General features: G+C 67.2%; 18 protein-coding genes. 5 read left to right on the top strand and 13 right to left on the bottom strand.

Going from position 1 to position 19620, the window contains the following annotated elements:
- The 7 genes from nusA to ACSFA2_RS16865 all read right to left on the bottom strand — a co-directional run bounded on the left by nusA (nt 1) and on the right by ACSFA2_RS16865 (nt 9053).
- Nucleotides 1-1485, bottom strand: coding sequence for a transcription termination factor NusA (gene nusA / locus ACSFA2_RS16895; protein ID WP_435456470.1), 1485 nt, complete (start codon nt 1483-1485; stop codon nt 1-3).
- An 18-nt stretch (nt 1486-1503) separates the two neighbouring features.
- Entirely contained in the window at nt 1504-2148 is a 645-nt protein-coding gene (gene rimP / locus ACSFA2_RS16890) for a ribosome maturation factor RimP (RefSeq protein ID WP_435456542.1), read from the bottom strand.
- A gap of 188 nt (nt 2149-2336) precedes the next feature.
- On the bottom strand, nt 2337-3539 hold the full coding sequence (locus tag ACSFA2_RS16885; RefSeq protein WP_435456469.1) for a YbfB/YjiJ family MFS transporter: 1203 nt from the start codon (nt 3537-3539) through the stop codon (nt 2337-2339).
- 20 nt (nt 3540-3559) lie between these two features.
- Nucleotides 3560-5170 carry an ABC transporter ATP-binding protein gene (locus tag ACSFA2_RS16880; RefSeq protein ID WP_435456468.1) on the bottom strand — a complete coding sequence of 537 codons (1611 nt, stop codon included), beginning with the start codon at nt 5168-5170 and terminating at the stop codon, nt 3560-3562.
- Complete coding sequence (locus ACSFA2_RS16875) at nt 5167-6201, bottom strand: ABC transporter permease (RefSeq protein ID WP_435456467.1); 1035 nt, start codon at nt 6199-6201, stop codon at nt 5167-5169. The genes ACSFA2_RS16880 and ACSFA2_RS16875 overlap by 4 nt, the downstream gene beginning before the upstream one ends.
- A gap of 7 nt (nt 6202-6208) precedes the next feature.
- The gene (locus tag ACSFA2_RS16870) at nt 6209-7243 is read right to left on the bottom strand and encodes a microcin C ABC transporter permease YejB (RefSeq protein WP_435456466.1); all 1035 of its coding nucleotides are present in this window, start codon (nt 7241-7243) and stop codon (nt 6209-6211) included.
- Nucleotides 7244-7256: 13 nt separating this feature from the next.
- Entirely contained in the window at nt 7257-9053 is a 1797-nt protein-coding gene (locus ACSFA2_RS16865) for an extracellular solute-binding protein (protein WP_435456465.1), read from the bottom strand.
- A gap of 37 nt (nt 9054-9090) precedes the next feature.
- Here ACSFA2_RS16865 and fabI point away from each other — a divergent pair, with 37 nt between their 5' ends.
- Together fabI and ACSFA2_RS16855 are read left to right on the top strand one after the other, a co-directional pair.
- A complete protein-coding gene (gene fabI / locus ACSFA2_RS16860) occupies nt 9091-9882 on the top strand; it encodes an enoyl-ACP reductase FabI (protein ID WP_435456464.1) in 792 nt (263 codons plus the stop codon).
- Between the two features lie 42 nt (nt 9883-9924).
- Entirely contained in the window at nt 9925-10770 is an 846-nt protein-coding gene (locus tag ACSFA2_RS16855) for a DNA ligase (protein ID WP_435456463.1), read from the top strand.
- 6 nt (nt 10771-10776) lie between these two features.
- Here ACSFA2_RS16855 and phnX read toward each other — a convergent pair whose 3' ends face one another.
- From phnX to ACSFA2_RS16825, 6 genes are read right to left on the bottom strand one after another with little or no spacing between them, the layout of a single operon-like run.
- A complete protein-coding gene (gene phnX / locus ACSFA2_RS16850) occupies nt 10777-11592 on the bottom strand; it encodes a phosphonoacetaldehyde hydrolase (RefSeq protein ID WP_435456462.1) in 816 nt (271 codons plus the stop codon).
- Nucleotides 11593-11612: 20 nt separating this feature from the next.
- Nucleotides 11613-12740, bottom strand: coding sequence for a TIGR03364 family FAD-dependent oxidoreductase (locus ACSFA2_RS16845; protein WP_435456461.1), 1128 nt, complete (start codon nt 12738-12740; stop codon nt 11613-11615).
- Nucleotides 12737-13429 (bottom strand): HAD family hydrolase, encoded by a 693-nt coding sequence (locus ACSFA2_RS16840; RefSeq protein ID WP_435456460.1) that lies wholly within the window; start codon nt 13427-13429, stop codon nt 12737-12739. Before ACSFA2_RS16840 ends, ACSFA2_RS16845 begins: the two co-directional genes overlap by 4 nt.
- On the bottom strand, nt 13426-15144 hold the full coding sequence (locus tag ACSFA2_RS16835) for a putative 2-aminoethylphosphonate ABC transporter permease subunit (RefSeq protein ID WP_435456459.1): 1719 nt from the start codon (nt 15142-15144) through the stop codon (nt 13426-13428). The genes ACSFA2_RS16840 and ACSFA2_RS16835 overlap by 4 nt, the downstream gene beginning before the upstream one ends.
- Entirely contained in the window at nt 15144-16235 is a 1092-nt protein-coding gene (locus tag ACSFA2_RS16830; RefSeq protein WP_435456458.1) for a putative 2-aminoethylphosphonate ABC transporter ATP-binding protein, read from the bottom strand. The genes ACSFA2_RS16835 and ACSFA2_RS16830 overlap by 1 nt, the downstream gene beginning before the upstream one ends.
- A gap of 13 nt (nt 16236-16248) precedes the next feature.
- Entirely contained in the window at nt 16249-17283 is a 1035-nt protein-coding gene (locus tag ACSFA2_RS16825; RefSeq protein WP_435456457.1) for a putative 2-aminoethylphosphonate ABC transporter substrate-binding protein, read from the bottom strand.
- Between the two features lie 158 nt (nt 17284-17441).
- Between ACSFA2_RS16825 and ACSFA2_RS16820 the strand changes: the two genes are divergently transcribed.
- From ACSFA2_RS16820 to ACSFA2_RS16810, 3 genes are read left to right on the top strand one after another with little or no spacing between them, the layout of a single operon-like run.
- A complete protein-coding gene (locus ACSFA2_RS16820; RefSeq protein WP_435456456.1) occupies nt 17442-18173 on the top strand; it encodes a phosphonate utilization associated transcriptional regulator in 732 nt (243 codons plus the stop codon).
- Between the two features lie 4 nt (nt 18174-18177).
- Nucleotides 18178-18732 carry a phosphonate degradation HD-domain oxygenase gene (locus tag ACSFA2_RS16815; RefSeq protein WP_435456455.1) on the top strand — a complete coding sequence of 185 codons (555 nt, stop codon included), beginning with the start codon at nt 18178-18180 and terminating at the stop codon, nt 18730-18732.
- Nucleotides 18729-19598 (top strand): EamA family transporter, encoded by an 870-nt coding sequence (locus ACSFA2_RS16810; RefSeq protein ID WP_435456454.1) that lies wholly within the window; start codon nt 18729-18731, stop codon nt 19596-19598. Before ACSFA2_RS16815 ends, ACSFA2_RS16810 begins: the two co-directional genes overlap by 4 nt.
- The last annotated feature ends 22 nt before the right edge of the window (nt 19599-19620 follow it).

The raw sequence follows: 19620 nt of genomic DNA, 5'->3' as shown, positions 1-19620 counted from the left end.
TCACTCTTGGCCCGCGAACCAATGTTCACGGGCTTTCAAGATGAGGGCTGTGGCGTCATCGGCACTGTGGCCGGTGATCTCGGTAAGTTCGTCGACCGCGAGGTCGGCCAGGTCGTCGCGGGTGTGGACACCCGCATCGGCCAGCTTTGGAATGAGCTCGGGGTCGAGGCCTTCGAGGTCGCGCAGATTCTGCGAGACGCCTTCGGCGCTTTCTTCCTTCGCGATTTCCATCGTGAGCAAAGCATCCTTGGCACGGGTGCGCAGCTCGTTGATCGTGTCTTCGTCGAAGCTCTCGATTTCGAGCAGCTCGGAGATCGGCACATAGGCCACTTCTTCCAGGCTGGTGAAACCTTCGTTGATCAGGATGTCGGCGATTTCCTCGTCGACATCGAGCTTCTCCATGAAGAGCTTGCGGCTGGAATCGGTTTCGAGCGCCTGCTTCTGGGCCGACTCGTTCGCGTCCATGATGTTGATCTTCCAACCCGTCAGGTCGGACGCCAGGCGCACGTTCTGGCCGCCGCGGCCAATGGCGATGGCGAGGTTTTCCTCGTCGACCACCACGTCCATGGCGTGCTTTTCTTCGTCCACCACGATGGACGACACGTTGGCCGGGGCCAGCGCACCGATCACGAACTGGGCCGGGTCCTCGGACCACAGCACGATGTCGACGCGCTCGCCGGCAAGTTCGTTCGTCACGGCGTTCACGCGGGTGCCACGCACGCCGACGCAGGTGCCGATCGGGTCGACACGCTTGTCGTGCGAAAGCACGGCGATCTTGGCGCGCGAACCCGGGTCACGGGCACAGCTCTTGATCTCGAGCAGGCCTTGTTCGATTTCGGGCACTTCCTGGCGGAACAGCTCGATCATGAACTCGGGGGCCGAGCGCGACAGGATGATCGGCGCGCCGCGCAGCGTCAGGTCGACCTCCATGATCATGGCCCGCACACGGTCGCCGTTGCGCAGGTTTTCCTTGGCGATCATCTCGCTGCGGCGCAGGCGCCCTTCGACGCGCCCGGCTTCCACGATGATGTCGCCCTTGTCCAGGCGCTTGACGGTGCCCACGAAGATCTTGTCGCCACGCGACATGAAGTCGTTGAGCAGCATCTCGCGCTCGGCGTCGCGAATCTTCTGCAGGATCACCTGCTTGGCGGCCATGGCGCCGATGCGGCCGATCGGCACCGAGTCCACCGTTTCCTCGATGTACTCGTCGACCTCGATGTCGGGCATCTCTTCCTTGGCTTCGAACAGGAGGATTTCCTGGTCGGGCAGCTGCAGGCCGGCTTCATCCGGAACGACGTGCCAGCGGCGGAAGGTCTCGTAGTCGCCGCTGTCGCGGTCGACGGCCACGCGGATGTCCACGTCGCCCTGATGGAGCTTCTTGGTGGCTTGCGCCAGTGCGGATTCGACCGCGCCGAAGACGACGTCGCGTTCGACGTTCTTCTCGCGCGAGATCGCATCCACCAACATCAACATTTCGCGATTCATGCCACTACGCTCCTCTTGTCAGTCCGACACTTCCGTGTCGCCAATGTCCGAAAGGCCCTCGGGGGCCTGTTCCACCGACCCCGCCGGGGTCTTGGGCCTGCGGCCCTTGAAGTCCACGATCGGCGCGAGCCGCGCTTCGCGCAACTCGTCCAATGCAAAGCCGAGCGCATGCAACGGTGCAGGCGCGCGCTTCTTGCTGATCTTTTGCCCGGGCTTGGGTTCGGGGGCCTCGCTCCAGACGATCTGCCACCCTCCACCGTCGGCACGCTCCAGCGTGCCGCGAAACTTCTTGCGGTTGGCCGCCACCTGGCCGCCGGCCGCGGCGCCCATCGGCGCCTTCAGCGTCACGTCGATCACTTCGCCGACGAAACGCTCGAAATCCTGTTCGTGCCGCAACGGGCGGTCGATGCCCGGCGACGACACCTCGAGGCGCTTGTAGTCGGCACCGTCGACTTCCAGCGCAAATTGCAGCTGACGCGTGACCTTCTCGCAATCCTCGACCGTCACAAAGGGCTCGGGCGCACCGGGCACGGCATCAGAGGTGGGGGCAACCCACGGCAGATCAATCGTGACGCGCAGCAATCCCCCGGCCGATCGCTCGATCTCGACCAGGTCGTAGCCGAGACCGGCCACGGTTTGTTCCACTACTTGCTGCAATGCCACGTGTCTGAAAATGCCCTTGAAATTGCTCTTGGCCAACACTCACTGAGCATTCACCGAGCGCGTCCTGCTCGTTGTCGCCCTGAAATACCGAGAAATGCTTCGCCCAATAAAAAACGGGCGGTTGGTACCCGCCCGTTTGGTCGTGAGCCTCGAATTATATGCCAAAAGGTTCTCAAATGAGTGACGCCTTAAGCCGAGAAAACGGCGGCGCGCATTCTCGCTTTTCGCCAAACCCCCAGAAACAGCAAAGAACCCAACGCCAGAGCGGCTGCAGCCACCAGCAAGGGCACGGCGAAGGACCCGGTGCGCTGCGCCAGCGGTGCCGCGAACAGCGGTCCGAGGATCTGGCCGACGCCGTACGAGGCGGTGGCATAGCCGATCAGCCCCGCCGCCGCATTCCCGCGCAGCCGTCGCGCTTCCCGCACGGCGAACAGGGTGATCGCGGTGAACGGCATGCCCAGCAACAGGCTGCCCACGGCAAAACCCGCGATGTTCGGCCAGAGCACCGACAGCACGACGCCGGCCGCCTGCAACGCATAGGCGATCGCCAGGAGGAGTCGGTTGTCCCACTGCGCCGGCGCGCGGGCGCCGATCAGCGCGCCGGGCACGATCGCCAGGCCGAACAGCGGCCAGAAGAAATCGGGCCAGGGCGAGCCCGGCAGCGCCTGCCGCGCGATCACCGGCAAAAAGGTTGCGGTGATGATGTAGCCGAAGCCGGCCAGGCCGTAGAGCCCGACCAGCCAGCGCGCATCGCTGCGGTGGCGGGCAGAGGCCGCGGGCTGCGGCGCTTCGGGCGCCCTGCCCGCGCCGGTGGCAGCCGCCGCGCCGTCGTCGAACACCCGCCAGATCAGCGCGATGAGCACCAACGCCAGCAGGCCGTAGCCGATCCACGCGGTATCGGAGCCCCAACGCCCCGTGACGCCACCGAGCAGGCCCGTGACGGCGATGCCGATGCCGGGGCCGGTGTAGATCACACCGCCCAGCGCCGGCGAGTGGGTTTCGGCCAGGCGCCGCAGGCCCCAGCCGGAGGCGAAGACGAACACCCAGGCGCTGACCACGCCCGCGGCGCCGCGCAGCGCGCCCCACACGGTGAAACCGTGCAACAGCCCCATGCCCAGCAACAGCGCCGCCGTCGCCAGCAGGCCGCTGCGCACCATGAAAGCCGGCCGCAACCGGATCGACGCGCACGACACGGCGCCGATGAAATAGCCGAGGTAGTTGAGCGAGGCCAGCACGCCGCCGGCCTGCAGGTCGAGCTTGCCCTCGTGCAGCATGATGGGAAGCATGGGCGTGAAGGCGAAGCGGCCCAGCCCCATCGCCACGGCCAGCGTGACCATGCACGCCAGCGCAGCACGCCACGCGTCCCGCCGGTCATTTCCGATAGTCGACATTCTTCCGGGTGTTTCTTGTTCTAATCGGCCACGGCGGCCGCCACCAACTTGCGGGTGTAGGGATGTTCGGGGGCGTCGAGCACGCGCTCGACCGGCCCGTGTTCGAGGATGGCCCCGTCCTTCATCACGATCACCTGGTGCGCCATCGCGGCGATGACCTCGATGTCGTGCGTGATCAGCAGGTAGCTCAGCCCACGCTCGCGCTGTAGCCGCTGCAACAGTCCGAGCACCTGTTTCTGAATGGTGACATCGAGCGCGCTGGTCGGCTCGTCGAGCACCAGCAGCGAGGGGTCGACGATCAGCGCACGCGCAATCGCCAGCCGCTGGCGCTGCCCGCCCGAGAACTCGTGCGGGTAGCGGTCGAGCAAGGCCGGGAACTGCGCCTCGCCCAGGCCGACGTCAGCCAGCGCCGCCAGCACGCGCACCCGGCGTGCGGCGCGGTCGAGTTCCGGCGAATGCACGGTCAGGCCCTCGCCCACGATCTGCTCGACCGTCATGCGCGGCGACAACGACGAGAACGGATCCTGGAAAACCACCTGCATGGTGCGCCGCAGCGCGCGGTCTTGCGTGCTGCCGGCGCCCCAGCGCTGGCCACCGATCTCGAGCGCGCCATCGTGTTTCAGCAGGCCCAGCGTCGCGAGCGCGAGGGTCGACTTGCCCGAGCCCGATTCGCCAACCACGCCCAGCGTCTCGCCAGGTGCGATCCGGAAATCGGCGCCCTGCACGGCCACGAAGGCGCCCGAACGAAACCAGCCGGCGATGCCGGGGCGCGGCACCGGGTAGCTCACCCGCAAGCCCTGCGCGGCCAGCACCGGCGGCGCATCGGCGGCCGGCGGCGGCACGACATCGCGCGTCGGCCGGCTGTCGATCAAGCGACGTGTGTAGGCATGCTGCGGCGCCCCGAAGACCTCGCTCACCGCGCCCTGCTCCACGATGTGGCCGCTCTCCATCACCGCCACGCCGTCGGCGAAGCGACGCACCAGGTTCAAGTCGTGCGTGATCAGCAGGACCGCCATGCCGTGCTTCTGCTGGAGGGCGCTCAGCAGGTCGAGGATCTGGCCGCGCACCGTGACATCCAGCGCCGTGGTCGGCTCGTCGGCCAACAGCAGGCGCGGCTTGCAGGCCAGCGCCATGGCGATCATGGCGCGCTGCCGCTGCCCGCCCGAGAGCTGGTGCGGGAACGCGCGGGAACGGCGTTCCGGCTCCGGGATGCCGGTGTCGGCGAGCAACTGGATCGCGGCCTCCTGCGCATCGCGTTTGGGCAGCCCCTCGTGCAGCTCGAGCACCTCGGCGATCTGGTCGCCCACCGTGTAGAGCGCATTCAGCGCGGTCATGGGCTCCTGGAAGATCATCGCGATCTCCTTGCCGCGGATGCCGCGCAACGCGTGCTCCGACAAGGACAGCAGGTCGCGCTCGCCGCCTGTGGCATCGGCAAAGCGTGCGCTGCCCTGGACCTCGGCGTTCTGGACGAGGCGCAGCAGGCTGAGCGCCGTCACGGTCTTGCCCGAGCCCGATTCGCCGACCAGCGCGAGCTTTTCGCCAACGCCGATGTGGAAGTCGATGCCGTGCACCACCGCCTTGCCGCCGAAGGCGACGCGCAGCCCTTGAACGTCAAGCAGCGGTGTCGTCATGTGTCCATCTTTCGGGGGTCGAGCGCATCGCGCAGCGCGTCGCCCATGAAGGTCAGCAGCATCAGCGTCACGACCAGCACGCCGAAGGTGGACAGCGAGATCCACCAGGCGTCGATGTTGGCCTTGCCCTGGCTCAGCAGTTCGCCCAGCGAGGGCGTGCCCGGCGGCACGCCCAGGCCGAGGAAGTCGAGCGAGGTCAACGCCAAAATCGCCGCGCTCATGCGAAACGGCAGGAAGGTGACGACCGGCGTCATGCTGTTGGGCAGGATGTGGCGCCGCATGATCTGCAGGTTCGACACGCCCAGCGCGCGCGCGGCCCGGACGTAGTCCATCTGGCGGTTGCGCAGGAACTCGGCGCGCACGTAGTCCGACAGCCCCATCCAGCCGAACAGGCTCAGCAGCACCAGCAGCAGCGCCACGCTGGGCGCGAAGATGGCGCTGAAGATGATGAGCAGGTAGAGCTCGGGCATCGAGCCCCAGATCTCGATGAAACGCTGGAAGGCCAGGTCGGTCTTGCCGCCGAAGAAGCCCTGGATGGCGCCGGTGATGACGCCCAGCACAACACCGATGAAGGTCAGCGCCAGCGCGAACAGCACGCTCACGCGGAACCCGTAGATCAGCTGCGCCAGCAGGTCGCGGCCGCGGTCGTCGCTGCCGAAGAAGTTCTCGCGCGACGGCGCAGCCGGGTTCGGCGAGGTCGCGAAGTAGTTCAGCGTCTTGGGGCCGTAGGGGTTGGGCGCGTAGACCGCCCAGTTGCGGCCTTGCGTGATGCGCTCGCGGATGAAGGGGTCGAGGTAGTCGGCCGGCGTCTCGAAGTCGCCCCCGAAGGTCTTTTCGGAGTAGTCGCGCAGCACCGGGAAGTACGTCGTGCCCTCGTAGCGAACGACCAGCGGCTTGTCGGTCGACAGCACCTCGGCGAACAGGCTCGCCACCACCAGCACGCTGAAGAGCACCAGGCTCCAGAAGCCCAGGCGGTTGCGCTTGAAGCGGCGCCAGGCGCGCCGGCCGGGGCTGGGTGAAACGGTCGGCACCGCCGGGCTAGTCAAATTTGACACGCGGGTCTACCCAGACATAGCAGAGGTCGCTGATCAGCTTGGTCACCAGCCCGATCAGCGTGAACAGATAGAGCGTGCCCAACACGACCGGGTAGTCGCGCCGGATGACGCTTTCGTAGCTCAACAGCCCGAGGCCGTCGAGCGAGAACAGGGTTTCGATCAGCAGCGCGCCGGTGAAGAAGGCGCCGATGAAAGCGGCCGGAAAGCCGGTGACGATCGGGATCAGCGCGTTGCGGAACACGTGCTTCCACAACACCTGCCGCTCGCTCAGCCCCTTGGCGCGGGCGGTCAACACGTACTGCTTGCGGATCTCTTCGAGAAAGGAGTTCTTGGTCAGCATGGCGGTGACGGCGAAGCTGCCGAGCACCATCGCCGTGATCGGCAGCGTGATGTGCCAGAGGTAGTCGACGATGCGTGCGCCCCACCCCATCGACTCCCAGTTGGGCGAGGTCAGCCCGCGCAGCGGGAACCACTGCAGCTGCCCGCCGAAGATCACCAGCAGCGCCACGCCCAGCACGAAGCCGGGGATGGCGTAACCGATCAGCACGATCAGCGTGGTGACGAAGTCGAAGCGCGACCCGGCGCGCACGGCCTTGGCCACGCCCAGCGGCACGGCGATCAGGTAGCTGATGAAGAAGGTCCAGAGGCCGAGGCTGATCGAGACCGGCAGCTTTTCCTTCACCAGTTGCCACACGTCCTTGCGCTGGTAGAAGCTGGTGCCGAGGTCAAAACGCGCGTAGCTCTTGAGCATCTGCCAGAAGCGCTCGGGCGCCGGTTTGTCGAAACCGTAGAGCTGCTTGATCTCTTCGATGCGCTTCTCGTCCAGGCCCTGCCGGCCGCGATAGCCGGCACCGCTGGACGCCGCGCGCTCGCCGCCCGAGTCGCGGCCCTGCAGCTGCGCGACCATCTGCTCCACCGGACCGCCCGGTACGAACTGGATCACGGCGAAGGTCAGCAGCAGCACGCCGAACAGCGTCGGCACCATGAGCAGCAGGCGTTTGAGGATGTAGCTGGTCATGCGCGGCGCCCGTTCACTTGTTCGTGGGCGAGGCCCACCAGGTGCTCATGGCCCAGGTGTCGGCCTGGTAGTACGGCGGGATGTCCGGCGGCAGCACGAAAGGCGCCGGCCGGTAGCCGATCAGGAAGGCGTCGCCGTAGTACTGCGGCACCGAGTAGTAGCCGTGCGACAGCACCCGGTCGAGCGCGCGCATGGCGGTGACCAGTTCGGGCCGGGTCTTCGACGCCACCACCTTCTGCAACAGTGCGTCGACCGCCGGGTCGGCGATGCCCCAGATGTTGGCCGAGCCGTTGGTGGACGCGGCCCGGGAGCCGAACAACTCGAGCAGTTCGCCACCCGGCGCGGTGCTGCCGGGCAGCCGGACCGTCGTCATCTCGAAATCGAAGCTGTCCATGCGCTGCTGCGACAGCGAGAAGTCGACCGTGCGGAAGCTCATCTGGATGCCCAGCTTCTGCAGCGCCGTCTGGAACGGCGTGGCGACGCGGATCAGCGAGGGCTGATCGTTCAGGAACTCGATGGTGAAGGGCTCGTTCTTCGCATTGCGCAGCGCGCCGTCGCGGTAGGTCCATCCGGCCTCCGCAAGCAACCCGCGTGCCTTGCGGAGGTTCTCGCGCAGGCTGCCGGGCGGCGCAGTGCGGGGCGACACCACGGCCGCACCGAAGACCTCGGGCCGCAACTGGCTGCGCAGCGGCTCGAGCAGCGCCAGCTCGTCGGGCTTGGGCAGGCCTTCGGCATGAAATTCGCTGTTGGGGTAGTAGCCCTCGACCCGCTTGTACAGGCCATAGAAGAGCTGCTTGTTGAGCCACTCAAAGTCCATCGCGAGCCCGATGGCCTGGCGCACGCGGATATCTTTGAATTTGTCCTTGCGCACGTTGAACACATAGCCCTGGAAGTCGCCAGGGTTCCTGTTCTCGAAGGCGCGCTTCGCGATCTCGCCCGAGGTGAACTGCTTGCCGGTGTACTGGCGCGCCCAGTTGCGCGAGGTGAATTCGCGCATGAAGTCGTACTCGCCCGCCTTGAGCCCCTCGAACTTCGAGGTGTCGTCGAGGTAGATCTTGAACGTGACGCGGTCGAAGTTGAACAGGCCCTTGCGCACCGGCAGGTCGGCCCCCCAATAGGCCGGGTCGCGCGTGTACGTGATGTCGCGCCCCATGCGCGGGCTGGCGATCTTGTAGGGGCCCGAGCCGATCGGCACCTCGGTCGTGATCTGGTCGAAGGGCGTGCCCTTGCCCCAGGCGCGGCTGAAGACGGCCATGCCACCCACCACCAGCGGCAGTTCGGGGTTCGGGCTGGCGAAGTCGAAGCGCACGGTGCGGGCGTCGACGGCGGTCACGTCCTTGACCTCGGCATAGATGGTCTTGAACTGTGGCGCCGCCTCCTTGCTCATCAGCATGCGGAAGGAATGCACCACGTCGGCCGCCTGCACCGGCGAGCCGTCGTGGAAGCGCGCCTTCGGGTTGAGCCGGAAGGTCGCGGAACGCTTGTCCTCGGCCACCTCGACGTCCTCGGCCAGCAGGCCGTAGGCCGTGGTCGGCTCCTCGGAATTGCCCGTGAGCAAGCTTTCGATCATGAGCGAGCCGATGCCGTAGGGTGCAGTGCCCTTGAGCGTGAACGGATTGAACTTGTCGAAATTGGTCGGCCGCGTGGGCGGCACCATACGGATCTCGCCGCCCTTCGGTGCCTGCGGGTTCACGTAGCTGAAGTTCGTGAAACCCGGCGGGTACTTGATGTCGCCGAACTGCGCGTAAGCATGGGCGGCCCACGAGGGGGCCGCCGAGAGCAACATCACCAGGAGCAGCCAACCACGCATGCGAGAATTCTGCCCAAGATTTTCACGAGGCAACTCCATGGGCTTTCTTTCGGGCAAAAAAATTCTGATCACCGGCGTGCTGAGCAACCGGTCGATCGCCTACGGCATCGCCAAGGCCTGTCATCAACAGGGCGCGGAGCTCGCCTTCAGCTATGTCGGCGAGCGATTCAAGGACCGTATCACCGAATTCGCCGCCGACTTCGATTCCAAGCTGATCTTCGACTGCGACGTGGGCGACGACGCGCAGATCGAGAAGCTCTTCGCCGACCTGTCGCAGACCTGGCCGCAGTTCGACGGCTTCGTGCACAGCATCGGCTTTGCGCCGCGCGAGGCGATCGCGGGCGACTTCCTCGAGGGTCTGTCGCGCGAAGGCTTCAAGATCGCGCACGACATCAGCGCCTACAGCTTCCCGGCGATGGCCAAGGCCGCCCTGCCCTACCTCAACGACAAGTCGGCCCTGCTCACGCTGACGTACCTCGGTGCCATACGCGCCCTGCCCAACTACAACACCATGGGACTGGCCAAGGCCAGCCTCGAAGCCTCGGTGCGCTACCTGGCGCAGTCGCTCGGCCCCAAGGGCATGCGGGTGAACGGCATCAGCGCCGGCCCGGTCAAGACGCTCGCGGCCAGCGGCATCAAGGGCTTCGGCAAGATCCTCTCGACCGTGGCCGCGGTGTCGCCGATCCGCCGCAACATCACGATCGAGGATGTCGGCAACGTGGCGGCCTTTCTGCTGAGCGACCTGGCCGGCGGCGTGACAGCCGAGATCACCTACGTGGACGGTGGCTTCAGCAACGTGGTGGGCGGCATCGACGAACCTGCTGCCTGATTGACAGCGCTCCGAACGGGAGAGTGACCTGGGAGGGTCGAGATGAAACGACGTCACTTTCTGATGGCGGCAGGCCTTGCAAGCGCCTTGCCCCTTCAGACCTTCGCCGCCGCGCCGGCTTTGATGCTGGCCGATGTGTACCGACCGGGCATGCCGCTCGACGGCTACTGGGTCAGCGAGAAGTACGACGGCGTGCGCGGCTACTGGGACGGCAAGCAGCTCTGGACGCGCGGCGGCACCCTGGTGGTGGCGCCCGCTTGGTTCACGGCACCTTTGCCCGCCGTACCGCTCGACGGCGAACTCTGGGCTGGCCGTGGCCGCTTCGAGCTGGCCACGTCGACGGTGCGCAGCCAGACGCCCAGCGACGCCGCCTGGCGAGAGATGCGCTACATGGTGTTCGATCTGCCCGCCCAGCCCGGCGATTTCGATGCGCGGCTGGCCGCGCTGCGCAAGCTGCTGCCGATCACCGCGGCACCGTGGGTGGTGCCGGTCGCGCAGCAGCGCGCCACCACGCAAGCCGAACTGCAAGCCCTGCTGAACAAGACCGTGAAGCTCGGCGGCGAAGGCCTGATGCTCCATCGCGGCAGCGCGCCCTACCGTGGCGAGCGCAACGCCGACCTTCTGAAGTTCAAGCCCTACGACGATGCCGAGGCGCGCGTCGTCGGCCACACGCCTGGCCAGGGCAAGCATGCCGGTCGCCTCGGCGCCCTGATCGTCGAGACGCCGCAGGGCCAGCGCTTCAAGCTGGGCGGCGGCTTCACCGATGCCCAGCGCAGCGACCCGCCTGCCATCGGCAGTTGGGTGACCTACCGCTACAACGGCACCAACCCGAGCGGCCTGCCACGCTTCGCGCGCTTCATGCGGGCGCGCAGCGACGCCGGCGGCTGAACCGGCTCAGGGCATCAGGCCCTGCTTGAGCTTCGCCTCGATGTCCTCGATCACGGGCATCAGGTCGGCCACGCTGTCGATCACGTAGTGCGCACCGGCCGCCTTCAGCTTGGCGGTCGCGACCTGACGCAGCAACTCCTGCTGCGCGGCGTCGAGCGCTTCCCATTGCGCGAGCGGCAGGCCCACCGCGTTGCCGCTGACGGCCAGGCCGACCGTCCAGGTGCCAGCATTCAGACCTTCCTCGATGCCGACGCCGGTGTCGTCGACCTTCACCACGCTGGAAGACGGCCACACGCCGATGTCGGCGAAGGTGCGGTACATCATCAACGGCGACGGGCGGCCGGCGGCCAGGTCACCGGCGCACACCAGGTTGTCGGGCACGTAGCCACCGGCCGCGGCGATCGGCGTCACGATGTCCATGATCGGACGGTTGTAGCCGGTGGTGGAGCCGATCTTCAGCCCGCGCGCGCGCAAGGCATCGACCATCGCCACGGCGCCGGGAATGAAGTCGGCGAAGTCGGCCACCACCGCCGCGTTCATCGGCGTGAAGACCTCGTAGAGATGGTCGACGTCGGCGTCGGTGAAGGGCTTGCCGTGCACCTGCTGCCACTGTGCGGCGATGCGGGGCAGTTGGCCGAGCGCGTGGATGTGGTCCCACTTGGCCATGCCCATGGGGCCGCGCGCTTCGTCGATGGTGAGTTCGACGCCGAACTTCTCGAACAAGCGCACGAAGGCGCCCATCGGTGCGCAGGAGCCGAAGTCGAGGATGGTGCCGGCCCAGTCGAAGACGACGGCGCCGAGGGTGGTGGGTGTGGAAGTCATGGCTTGAGGAATGAAGAGGGTTACCAACCGGCGAAGACTTCTTCGGCGATGCCGAAGGCGGTGCTGGCGCCGGTGCCGCTGGTGACGATCACCACCCGCGTGGCGTCGTCGGGGCGGTCGATGAGGCAGTCGGTGCTGGCCGACGAGGGATAGGTGCCGACCCAGCGCTGGGTCACGGTGGCCTGCTGCAGCTTGAGCGTCTCGCGCAGGTGCCGCAGGATCAGGTCGTCGACGCGCTGGTCGGCGAAGGGTTCGAGCACGGCGCCGTAGTGGTGCGAATCGCCCACCACCAGCGAGCCGTCGGCGCTCTGCACGACGATGAGGTGGATGCCGTGGGCCAGCGACTCGGCTTCCTCGCGTTCCATCTGCTCGATCAGCGGCGCCGCCTCGGGCAGGCGGCTGTAGCCGTGGTAGCGCACCAGGCTCAGGTCGGCCATCACGGCGCCCGGCAACTTGAAGCCGGGCTCGGGCTGGACGCGCAGCATGTGCAGCTGGCACAGCCGCAATTGGTGTGGCACCAGGCGTTCGGCGAACAGGCCGTTCAGGTCGGTGTTGGTGCAAACAGCCACACGCTCACCATGCAGCACGGCACGCGACGTGCGCACGCGCGGTGTCGACACCTCGAGCACCGCCTCGCCGAACCGGAACACCACGCCATGCGCCTCGGCCAGCCAGCGCGCCAGCAGGCCGATGGCAGTGCGCGATTCGACGCGCATCTCGTGCGGGCTGTAGAGCACGCCCTGCGCGCCGTCGAGTTGCAGCACCGGCGCGCGCTTAGCGGCTTCGTCGAGCTCGAGCAATTCGCAGCCCTCGCCCATCTCGGTGGCCATGAAGGCCTCGAGCACCTTGAGCGCCTGTGGGCGGAAGGCCGTGAGGTACAGGCCCTGGTGCACCGCCTCGATGCCGGCCTGCGGCGCGACCTCGCCCCAGATCTCGCGGGCGCGCCGGGCCCTGCGCCAGGTGTCGCCGGCGCCCTGCCCCGTGACGGTGATGAAGCCGAAGTTTCGGATGGACGCGCCCACGCAGGCCGCGTCGCGCTCCACCACGCACACGCGCAGGCCGCGTTGTGCGGCGACGTACGCGTGCGCCAGCCCGACGATGCCGGCGCCGACGACGATCAGGTCGAAATTCGTGTTGCTTGCAGTCATGGTTCGGAAGAGAAGGAATTGCGCGCGAGGCGCAGCACCGGCCAGTGTCGCGCTTGCGCCTCGGCCGCCAGGCGGGCGTCGGGGTCGACCGCTACGGGCTGTCCGACGGCCAGCAGCAGTGGCAAGTCGTTGATCGAGTCGCTGTAGAAGAAGGCGGTCCGCAGCAGCCCGTCGGAGGTCACGCCGCGCTCGGCCAGCCACGCGCGCAGGCGCGTCACCTTGCCTTCCCGCATGTTGAGCGTGCCGCGTGTACGCCCACTGAAGCGGCCGTTCGTCTCCTGCGCAAGCTCGGTGGCGATCAGGTGCTCGAAGCCCAGCTCGGCCGCCGTGCGCTCGACCAGGAAGCGGCTCGTGGCGCTCGTCAGCACCAGCATGTCTCCCTGGAGGACGTGCTGCTGCACCAGGTCGCGGGCCGCCGGCGGAATGCGCGGCCGGATCACCTGCGCCATGAAGGCCTCGCGCACCGGATGCCACTGCGCCGGGGTGCGGCCTTGCAGCGTGGCGGCGAAGAATTCGCAGAAGTCTGCCGGTGCAGCTTCGCCCGCGCGGTAGCGGCGGTCCATCTCGGCGTTGCGTGCGGCAACGCTGGCATCGAGCAGGCCCTGCGCGATCAGGAAATCCGCCCACAGCACTTCGCTGTCACCATCGAGCAAGGTGTTGTCGAGGTCGAACAAGGCCAGCGCGCTCATCGGCTCGGGGCCCGCCAGGCCTGGGTGCGCCGGTCGACCCATTTGCCCAGCGCCATGTACAGCAGGGTGACGACCGCCGAGGTCGCGGCGATCAGCACCGCCATGGCGGCGGCCGGGCCGGTGTCACCGGCTTCGTCGAGGTTCAGGATCGCGACCGAGGCGAGCTTGGTGTCGGGCGAGTACAGGAAAACGACCGCCGAGATCGTCGTCATCGCGTTGATGAAGAAGTAGCGCGACACGTCGAGCAGGGTCGGCAGGCAGATCGGCAGGGTGACGCGCCAGAAGGTCTTGTAGAACGGCACCTTGAGCGAGGCGGACACCGCTTCGAACTCGGCGTCCATCGACTTCAGCGCGGTCACCATCGTCAGGTGGCCGGTCGTGTAGAAATGGACGATCGTGCACAACACCATCAGGGGCAACGTCTGGTACAGGACGTTGAGCGGATTCGACGGCGCGTTGAAGAAGAAGATGTAACCCAGGCCAAGCACCAGGCCCGGCACCGCCATCGGCAGCATCGCGAGCAGGCGCACCAGATGGCGCGCCCCCTCCATGCCGTGGGTCTTCTCCAGCAGGTAGGCGCCGACAAACACCGCCGCCGTGCCGACCACGGCAGTGCAGGCCGCCAGCTTGAGGCTGTTGATCATCGCGTCGCCCAGTTCCGCGTCGACCAGTCCCGACACGTAGTGCGTCAGGCTCGGCGCCAGGTTGTAGGGCCAGAGCGTGGCGAAGGATGCGAACACCGCCATCAGGAACATCGCGAGCATCAGCGCGACGATCACGATGCAATAGAGCGTCATCGCGCCGTCGAAGCCGCGTGCGGGCTTCGGCACCAGCGCCACCGCACGCGCCGTGAGCGTGGAGGTCTGCTTGCGCTGCACGATATGGTCGATGGCGAAGGTCAGCGCCGCAGGCGTCAGCAGCAGCAAGGCCACCACCGCGCCGCGCTGGAAATCCTGCTGGCCGATGACCAGCTTGAACACGTCGGTCGCCAGCATGTTGAAGTTGCCGCCAACCACTTTCGGAATGCCGAAGTCGGTGATGACGAGCGTGAAGCTCACCAGCGCCGCCGAGATCAGCCCGTACTTCGCGCCGGGCAGCGTGATGGTGAAGAACTTGCGCACGGTGCCGGTGCCCAGCGCGTCGGCCGCTTCATAGAGCCGTGCATCGGCCAGCGTGAGCGCGGTGACGAGGATCATCAGCGCATGCGGGAAGGCCGCGAAGCATTCGGCCAGCACGATGCCGGGGGCGCCGTAGATGCTGTCGAACCCCAGTGCGCGCCAGAAATCTTTCGCGATGCCCTGGTTGCCGAACCAGTAGATCAGCGAAATGGCCGACAGCAGCGACGGTGCCAGCAGCGGCAGCAGCGTGATGGTGCGAAACAGCGGCTTGAAGGGCATGCAGCTGCGGGTCAGCGCGTAGGCAAAGGTGAAGGCCAGCGGCACGACGATGGCGGTCACCAGCAGCGATACCCACACGCTGTGCCACAGGCTCTGCAGCAGTGCCGGCGATGCGAGGTAGGCGGTGAAGGCGCTGGTGCCCGACGCAGCACCCTCCGGCGCATCGAGCGCCTTCGACAGGATGAGGAGCAGCGGCGCGAGCAGGCCGATGCACAGCAGCGCCACCGTGCCCAGCAGTGCGAAGTTCGCGAGCCGGTCGGTCCAGTGCACCTGCTGGCGCAGCGGCCGCGCCTTCACAGTGAGGTGAATGGCGGCCATCAATCGGACACCATGGGAAACACGCGCAGCCGGTCGGCCCGCAAGGCGAAGCGCACGCTCGCGCCCTCGTGCACGCCGAACTCGTCCATCTGGTTGAGCGAGTACTGCAGTTGCAGCGGCTGGCCCGGCATGCCCTGCACGTCGACCTCGGCCAGGCAGTTGCCGCCGAGGAACTCGATGTGGCGCACCGTGCCGTCGCAGCGCAGCGGGTCGTCGTCGCGCACGCCGGCGCCGACCACGCGGTCTTCGGGCCGCAGGTACAGCGCGACCTCGCGCCCGGTGCGGAAGTCGGCTCCGGCGCCCGGCGCGCACTGCAGCCGCTTGTCGCCGCAGCGGAACCAATGGTCGCCCTCGGCCACAGCGGTCAGCCGGTTCACCTTGCCGACGAAGTCGGCCACGAAGGGCGACGCCGGCTCGCGGTACACCTGCATCGGCGTGCCGACCTGCTCGATCACGCCATGGTTCATGACCACGATGCGGTCGGCCACCGACAGCGCCTCTTCCTGGTCGTGCGTGACCATCACGGTCGTCACGCCGAGCTCGCGCTGCAGCGAACGGATCTCGTTGCGCAGGTGGACGCGCACGATCGCGTCGAGCGCCGACAGCGGCTCGTCGAGCAGCAGCAGCCCCGGCGACGTGGCCAGCGCGCGCGCCAGCGCGATGCGTTGCTGCTGGCCGCCCGACAGTTGCGCCGGGTATTTGCCGCCGCTGCCCGGCAAGCCGACCAGCTTGAGCAGTTCGTCGACACGCGGCGCGACCTGCGCGCGCGACTGCTTGCGGTTGACCAGCCCATAGGCCACGTTCTGCGCGACCGTGAGGTTCGGGAACAGCGCGTACGACTGGAACATGATCCCGTAGTCGCGCCCGCCCGGCGGCAGCACCGAAATGTCGCGGCCGGCCTGCACAATGCGCCCGGCCGTCTGCGTCTCCAGGCCCGCGATGATGCGCAGCAGCGTGGTCTTGCCGCAGCCCGACGGCCCCAGGAAGCAGACGAATTCCCCGCGCCCGATCGACAGGTGAATGTCGTCGAGCGCGGTGAAGGCGCCGAAGCGCTTGTGGATGCCCTGCAGTTCGAGGTAGGCCTCTGTCACACGCGCTCCCGGCTTACTTCTTCGGCTCGCTCTTGGCGTCGTAGCGCTTGGACCATTCGGCCAGCGTGCGTTCGCGGCCGGCAGCGGCCTTGTCGAAGTCGAGCTTGATCAGCCGCGACTCGTAGTCGGCCGGAATGTTCGCCAGCTTGGGAGCCACGCCCGGCTGCGCGGTGATCGCGAAGTTCTTGCCGTACAGGATCATGGCGTCCTTCGACGAGGCCCAGTCGGCCAGCTTCTTGGCCGCCTCGAGCTTCTTGGTGCCCTTGTAGATGGCGAAGGCTTCCAGGTCCCAGCCCAGGCCTTCCTTCGGGAACACCAGCTCGATCGGGGCGCCCTTGGCCTTGTTGGTGTGGCCACGGTATTCGAAGGACACGCCAGCCACGTATTCGCCGGCCGCCGCCATGTTGCAGGGCTTGGAACCGGAGTGCGTGTACTGGCCGATGTTCTCGTGCAGCGCGTCCATGTACTTCCAGCCGCCGCCCTTGCCGCCGTCGTCGCCCCACAGCTGCAGCCACGAGACCACGTCGAGGTAGCCGGTGCCGGACGATGCCGGGTTCGGCATCACGACTTGGCCCCTGAACTCGGGCTTGGTCAGGTCCTTCCAGGTGGTCGGGATCGGGATGTTCTTCTTCTTGGCCTCGACAGTGTTGAAGCACACCACGGCGCCAAACACGTCCATGCCGAACCAGGCCGGCGGCGATTTCTTGTCGCGGTAGGCCGGCATGATCGCGTCGAGGTTCAACGGCGCATAGGGCTCGAGCATGCCGTTGCGCTCGAACAATGCGAGGCTGGTGGCGGCCACGCCCATGACGACGTCGGCTTGCGGGTTGGCCTTCTCTGCCAGCAGCTTGGCGGTGATCACGCCGGTCGAGTCACGCACCCACTTGATCTCGATATTGGGCTCGACCTTGTTGAAGGCCTCCTGGTAGGCCTTGAGCTGATCGGTCTCCAGCGCCGTGTAGACGATGAGCTGGGTTTTCTGGGCCAGCGCAGCGCCGGCGAATGCCAGGCCGATCAGGCCGGCGATGAGTGACTTGGCGAGAAACATCGAGAAGCTCCTTGTCGAAAAAGAAAGGGACTGTGCCGGCACGAAACGACATATTCGTGACACAGGCGCCAAGCAAAATCGGGGCCACATCGCTCATTTCGTCTATTGTCTTTTGCAGATCGTAGACAATCTACGACGGTGAAAGTAGGATGAACGCCATGGCCACCAAGATCTCCAGCAACCCCGCCATCGCGCAACTGCAATCGAATTCGCTTGCCAACCTGGTGCAGCGCGAGATCGAACGCATGATCCTGGACGGCACGCTCCCTTCCGGTGCCAAGCTCACCGAAGCCACGCTGGCCGACCAGATCGGCGTGTCGCGCGGCCCGGTGCGCGAGGCCTTCCGCATGCTCGAGGAAGCCGGCCTGGTGCGTACCGAGAAGAACCGCGGCGTGTTCGTGCGTGATGTGCCGATCGAGGAAGCGCTCGAGATCTTCGAGGTGCGCGCGGTGATGGACCTCTACGTGGGCCGCAAGCTGGCCCAGGGCATCACGCCCACCGAGGTGCGCGAGCTGCGTCAACTGGTGGACGCGATGGAACAGGCCGTCAAGAGCGACAACGCGCACGACTACCACCGCTTCAACCTCAAGTTCCACGACCGGCTGCTGGAACTGGCGGGCAACAGCAAGCTGCTCGCGACCTATCGGCGCCTGGTCAATGAGTTGTCGCTGTTCCGCCGACAGAACCTCACAACCGAATCCATGACGGTCTATTCGCGCGAGCACCGCCAGATCGTCAAGGCCATCGCCGCCGGCGACCCCGAAGCGGCCGGCCAGGCGATGTACCAGCATGTGATGAACAGCCGCGCGCGCACGCTGCACAACTACGAACAAAAGCAGGCGGCAGCCCGCGTGTCGGTGGGCAAGCCCGCTGCGGCCTTGGAGGCCTGACGCCATGGCATTGAGCCTGATCGACATCGAGGGGCTCTTCGCCCGCCACGGCGCCGCCCAGTACAGCGGCGAACCCGTCACCCAGCTCGAACACGCCCTGCAGACCGCGCTGCTCGCCGAACAGGCGGGCGCCGACGACGAACTGGTCACAGCCGCGCTGCTCCACGACCTGGGCCACCTGCTCAACGACCAGGGCGAGACGCCGACCCTGCGCGGGGTCGACGACGTGCACCAGTACTTCGCCCTTCCCTTCCTGCGCGGCGTGTTCGGCGAACGTGTGCTGGCCGCCATCCAGTGGCATGTCGACGCCAAGCGCTACCTGTGCGCGACGCGCACCGACTACTGGCAGCAACTGTCGGACGACTCCAAGCGCAGCCTCGAACTTCAGGGCGGCGTTTTCTCGCCCGAGCAGGCCGAGGCCTTCATTGCACAGACGCACGCGGCCGACGCGGTCGCGCTGCGCCTGTGGGACGACCAGGCCAAGTCACCCGACCGCCCGACGCCACCGCTCGCGCACTACCTGGCACGCGCACAACGCTGCATGCTGGTCCGCGCGTGAGCATCAGCGGCCCCGTCCTGCTGGCGGTGCTGTTCGGGGCGTTGCTGCACGCCGGCTGGAACGCGCTCATCAAGTCCGGCCGCGACACGCAGCTCGACACCGCGCTCATCCACAGCCTTGGGTTCTTCGTCGCGCTCCCGGTGCTGCTGTGGACCGGCCTGCCGGCGGCGGCGTCATGGCCCTACATCCTCACGTCGACCGTCATCCATCTGGGCTACTACATCGCGTTGGCGGGCGCCTACCGCCACGGGGACCTCGGCCTGACCTACCCCGTGATGCGCGGCAGCGCGCCGCTGCTCGTGGCCATCGGCAGCGTGGCCTTCATCGGTGAGCACCTGTCAGCGGTGTCCTGGCTGGGCGTGGCGGTGGTGTGCGCCGGCGTGCTCACGCTCGGGCTGTCGCGGTCGTCGCTGCATGCCGGCGACGAAGCGCAGCGGCGCAAGGCGCTGCGCTTTGCCTTCGGCAACGCCGCCATCATCGCGCTCTACACGGTGGTCGACGGCATCGGCGTGCGCGCGTCGGGCGATGCGCTGGCCTACGTGGCCGCGCTCTTCCTGTTCGACGGCATTCCCTACCTGCTGCTGGTGCTGTGGCAACGCGGCGACCGGCGCGGCGCCGCGATCCACTACATGGCGGCGCGCTGGAAAATCGCCGCCGTCGGTACGCTGGCCTCGCTGGGCAGCTACGCGATCGCGCTCTGGGCCATGACACGTGCACCGGTCGCCCTGGTGGCGGCGCTGCGCGAAACCTCGGTGCTGTTCGCCGCCGTCATCGGCGCGCTGTTGCTGCGTGAGCCTTTTGGCTGGCAGCGCGCCGCCGGCACCGCGGTGGTGGTGGCCGGCGTCATGGCGGTGCGCTTCGGCTGACACTCCCGCGCAACCGCGGCGC

Origin of the sequence: Variovorax cryoconiti (assembly GCF_051216395.1) — a bacterium.
In the GTDB taxonomy this organism is placed as follows: Bacteria; Pseudomonadota; Gammaproteobacteria; order Burkholderiales; family Burkholderiaceae_C; genus Variovorax.
Note: the sequence above shows the minus strand (reverse complement) of the source record. Positions and strands in the feature narration are given on the sequence as shown.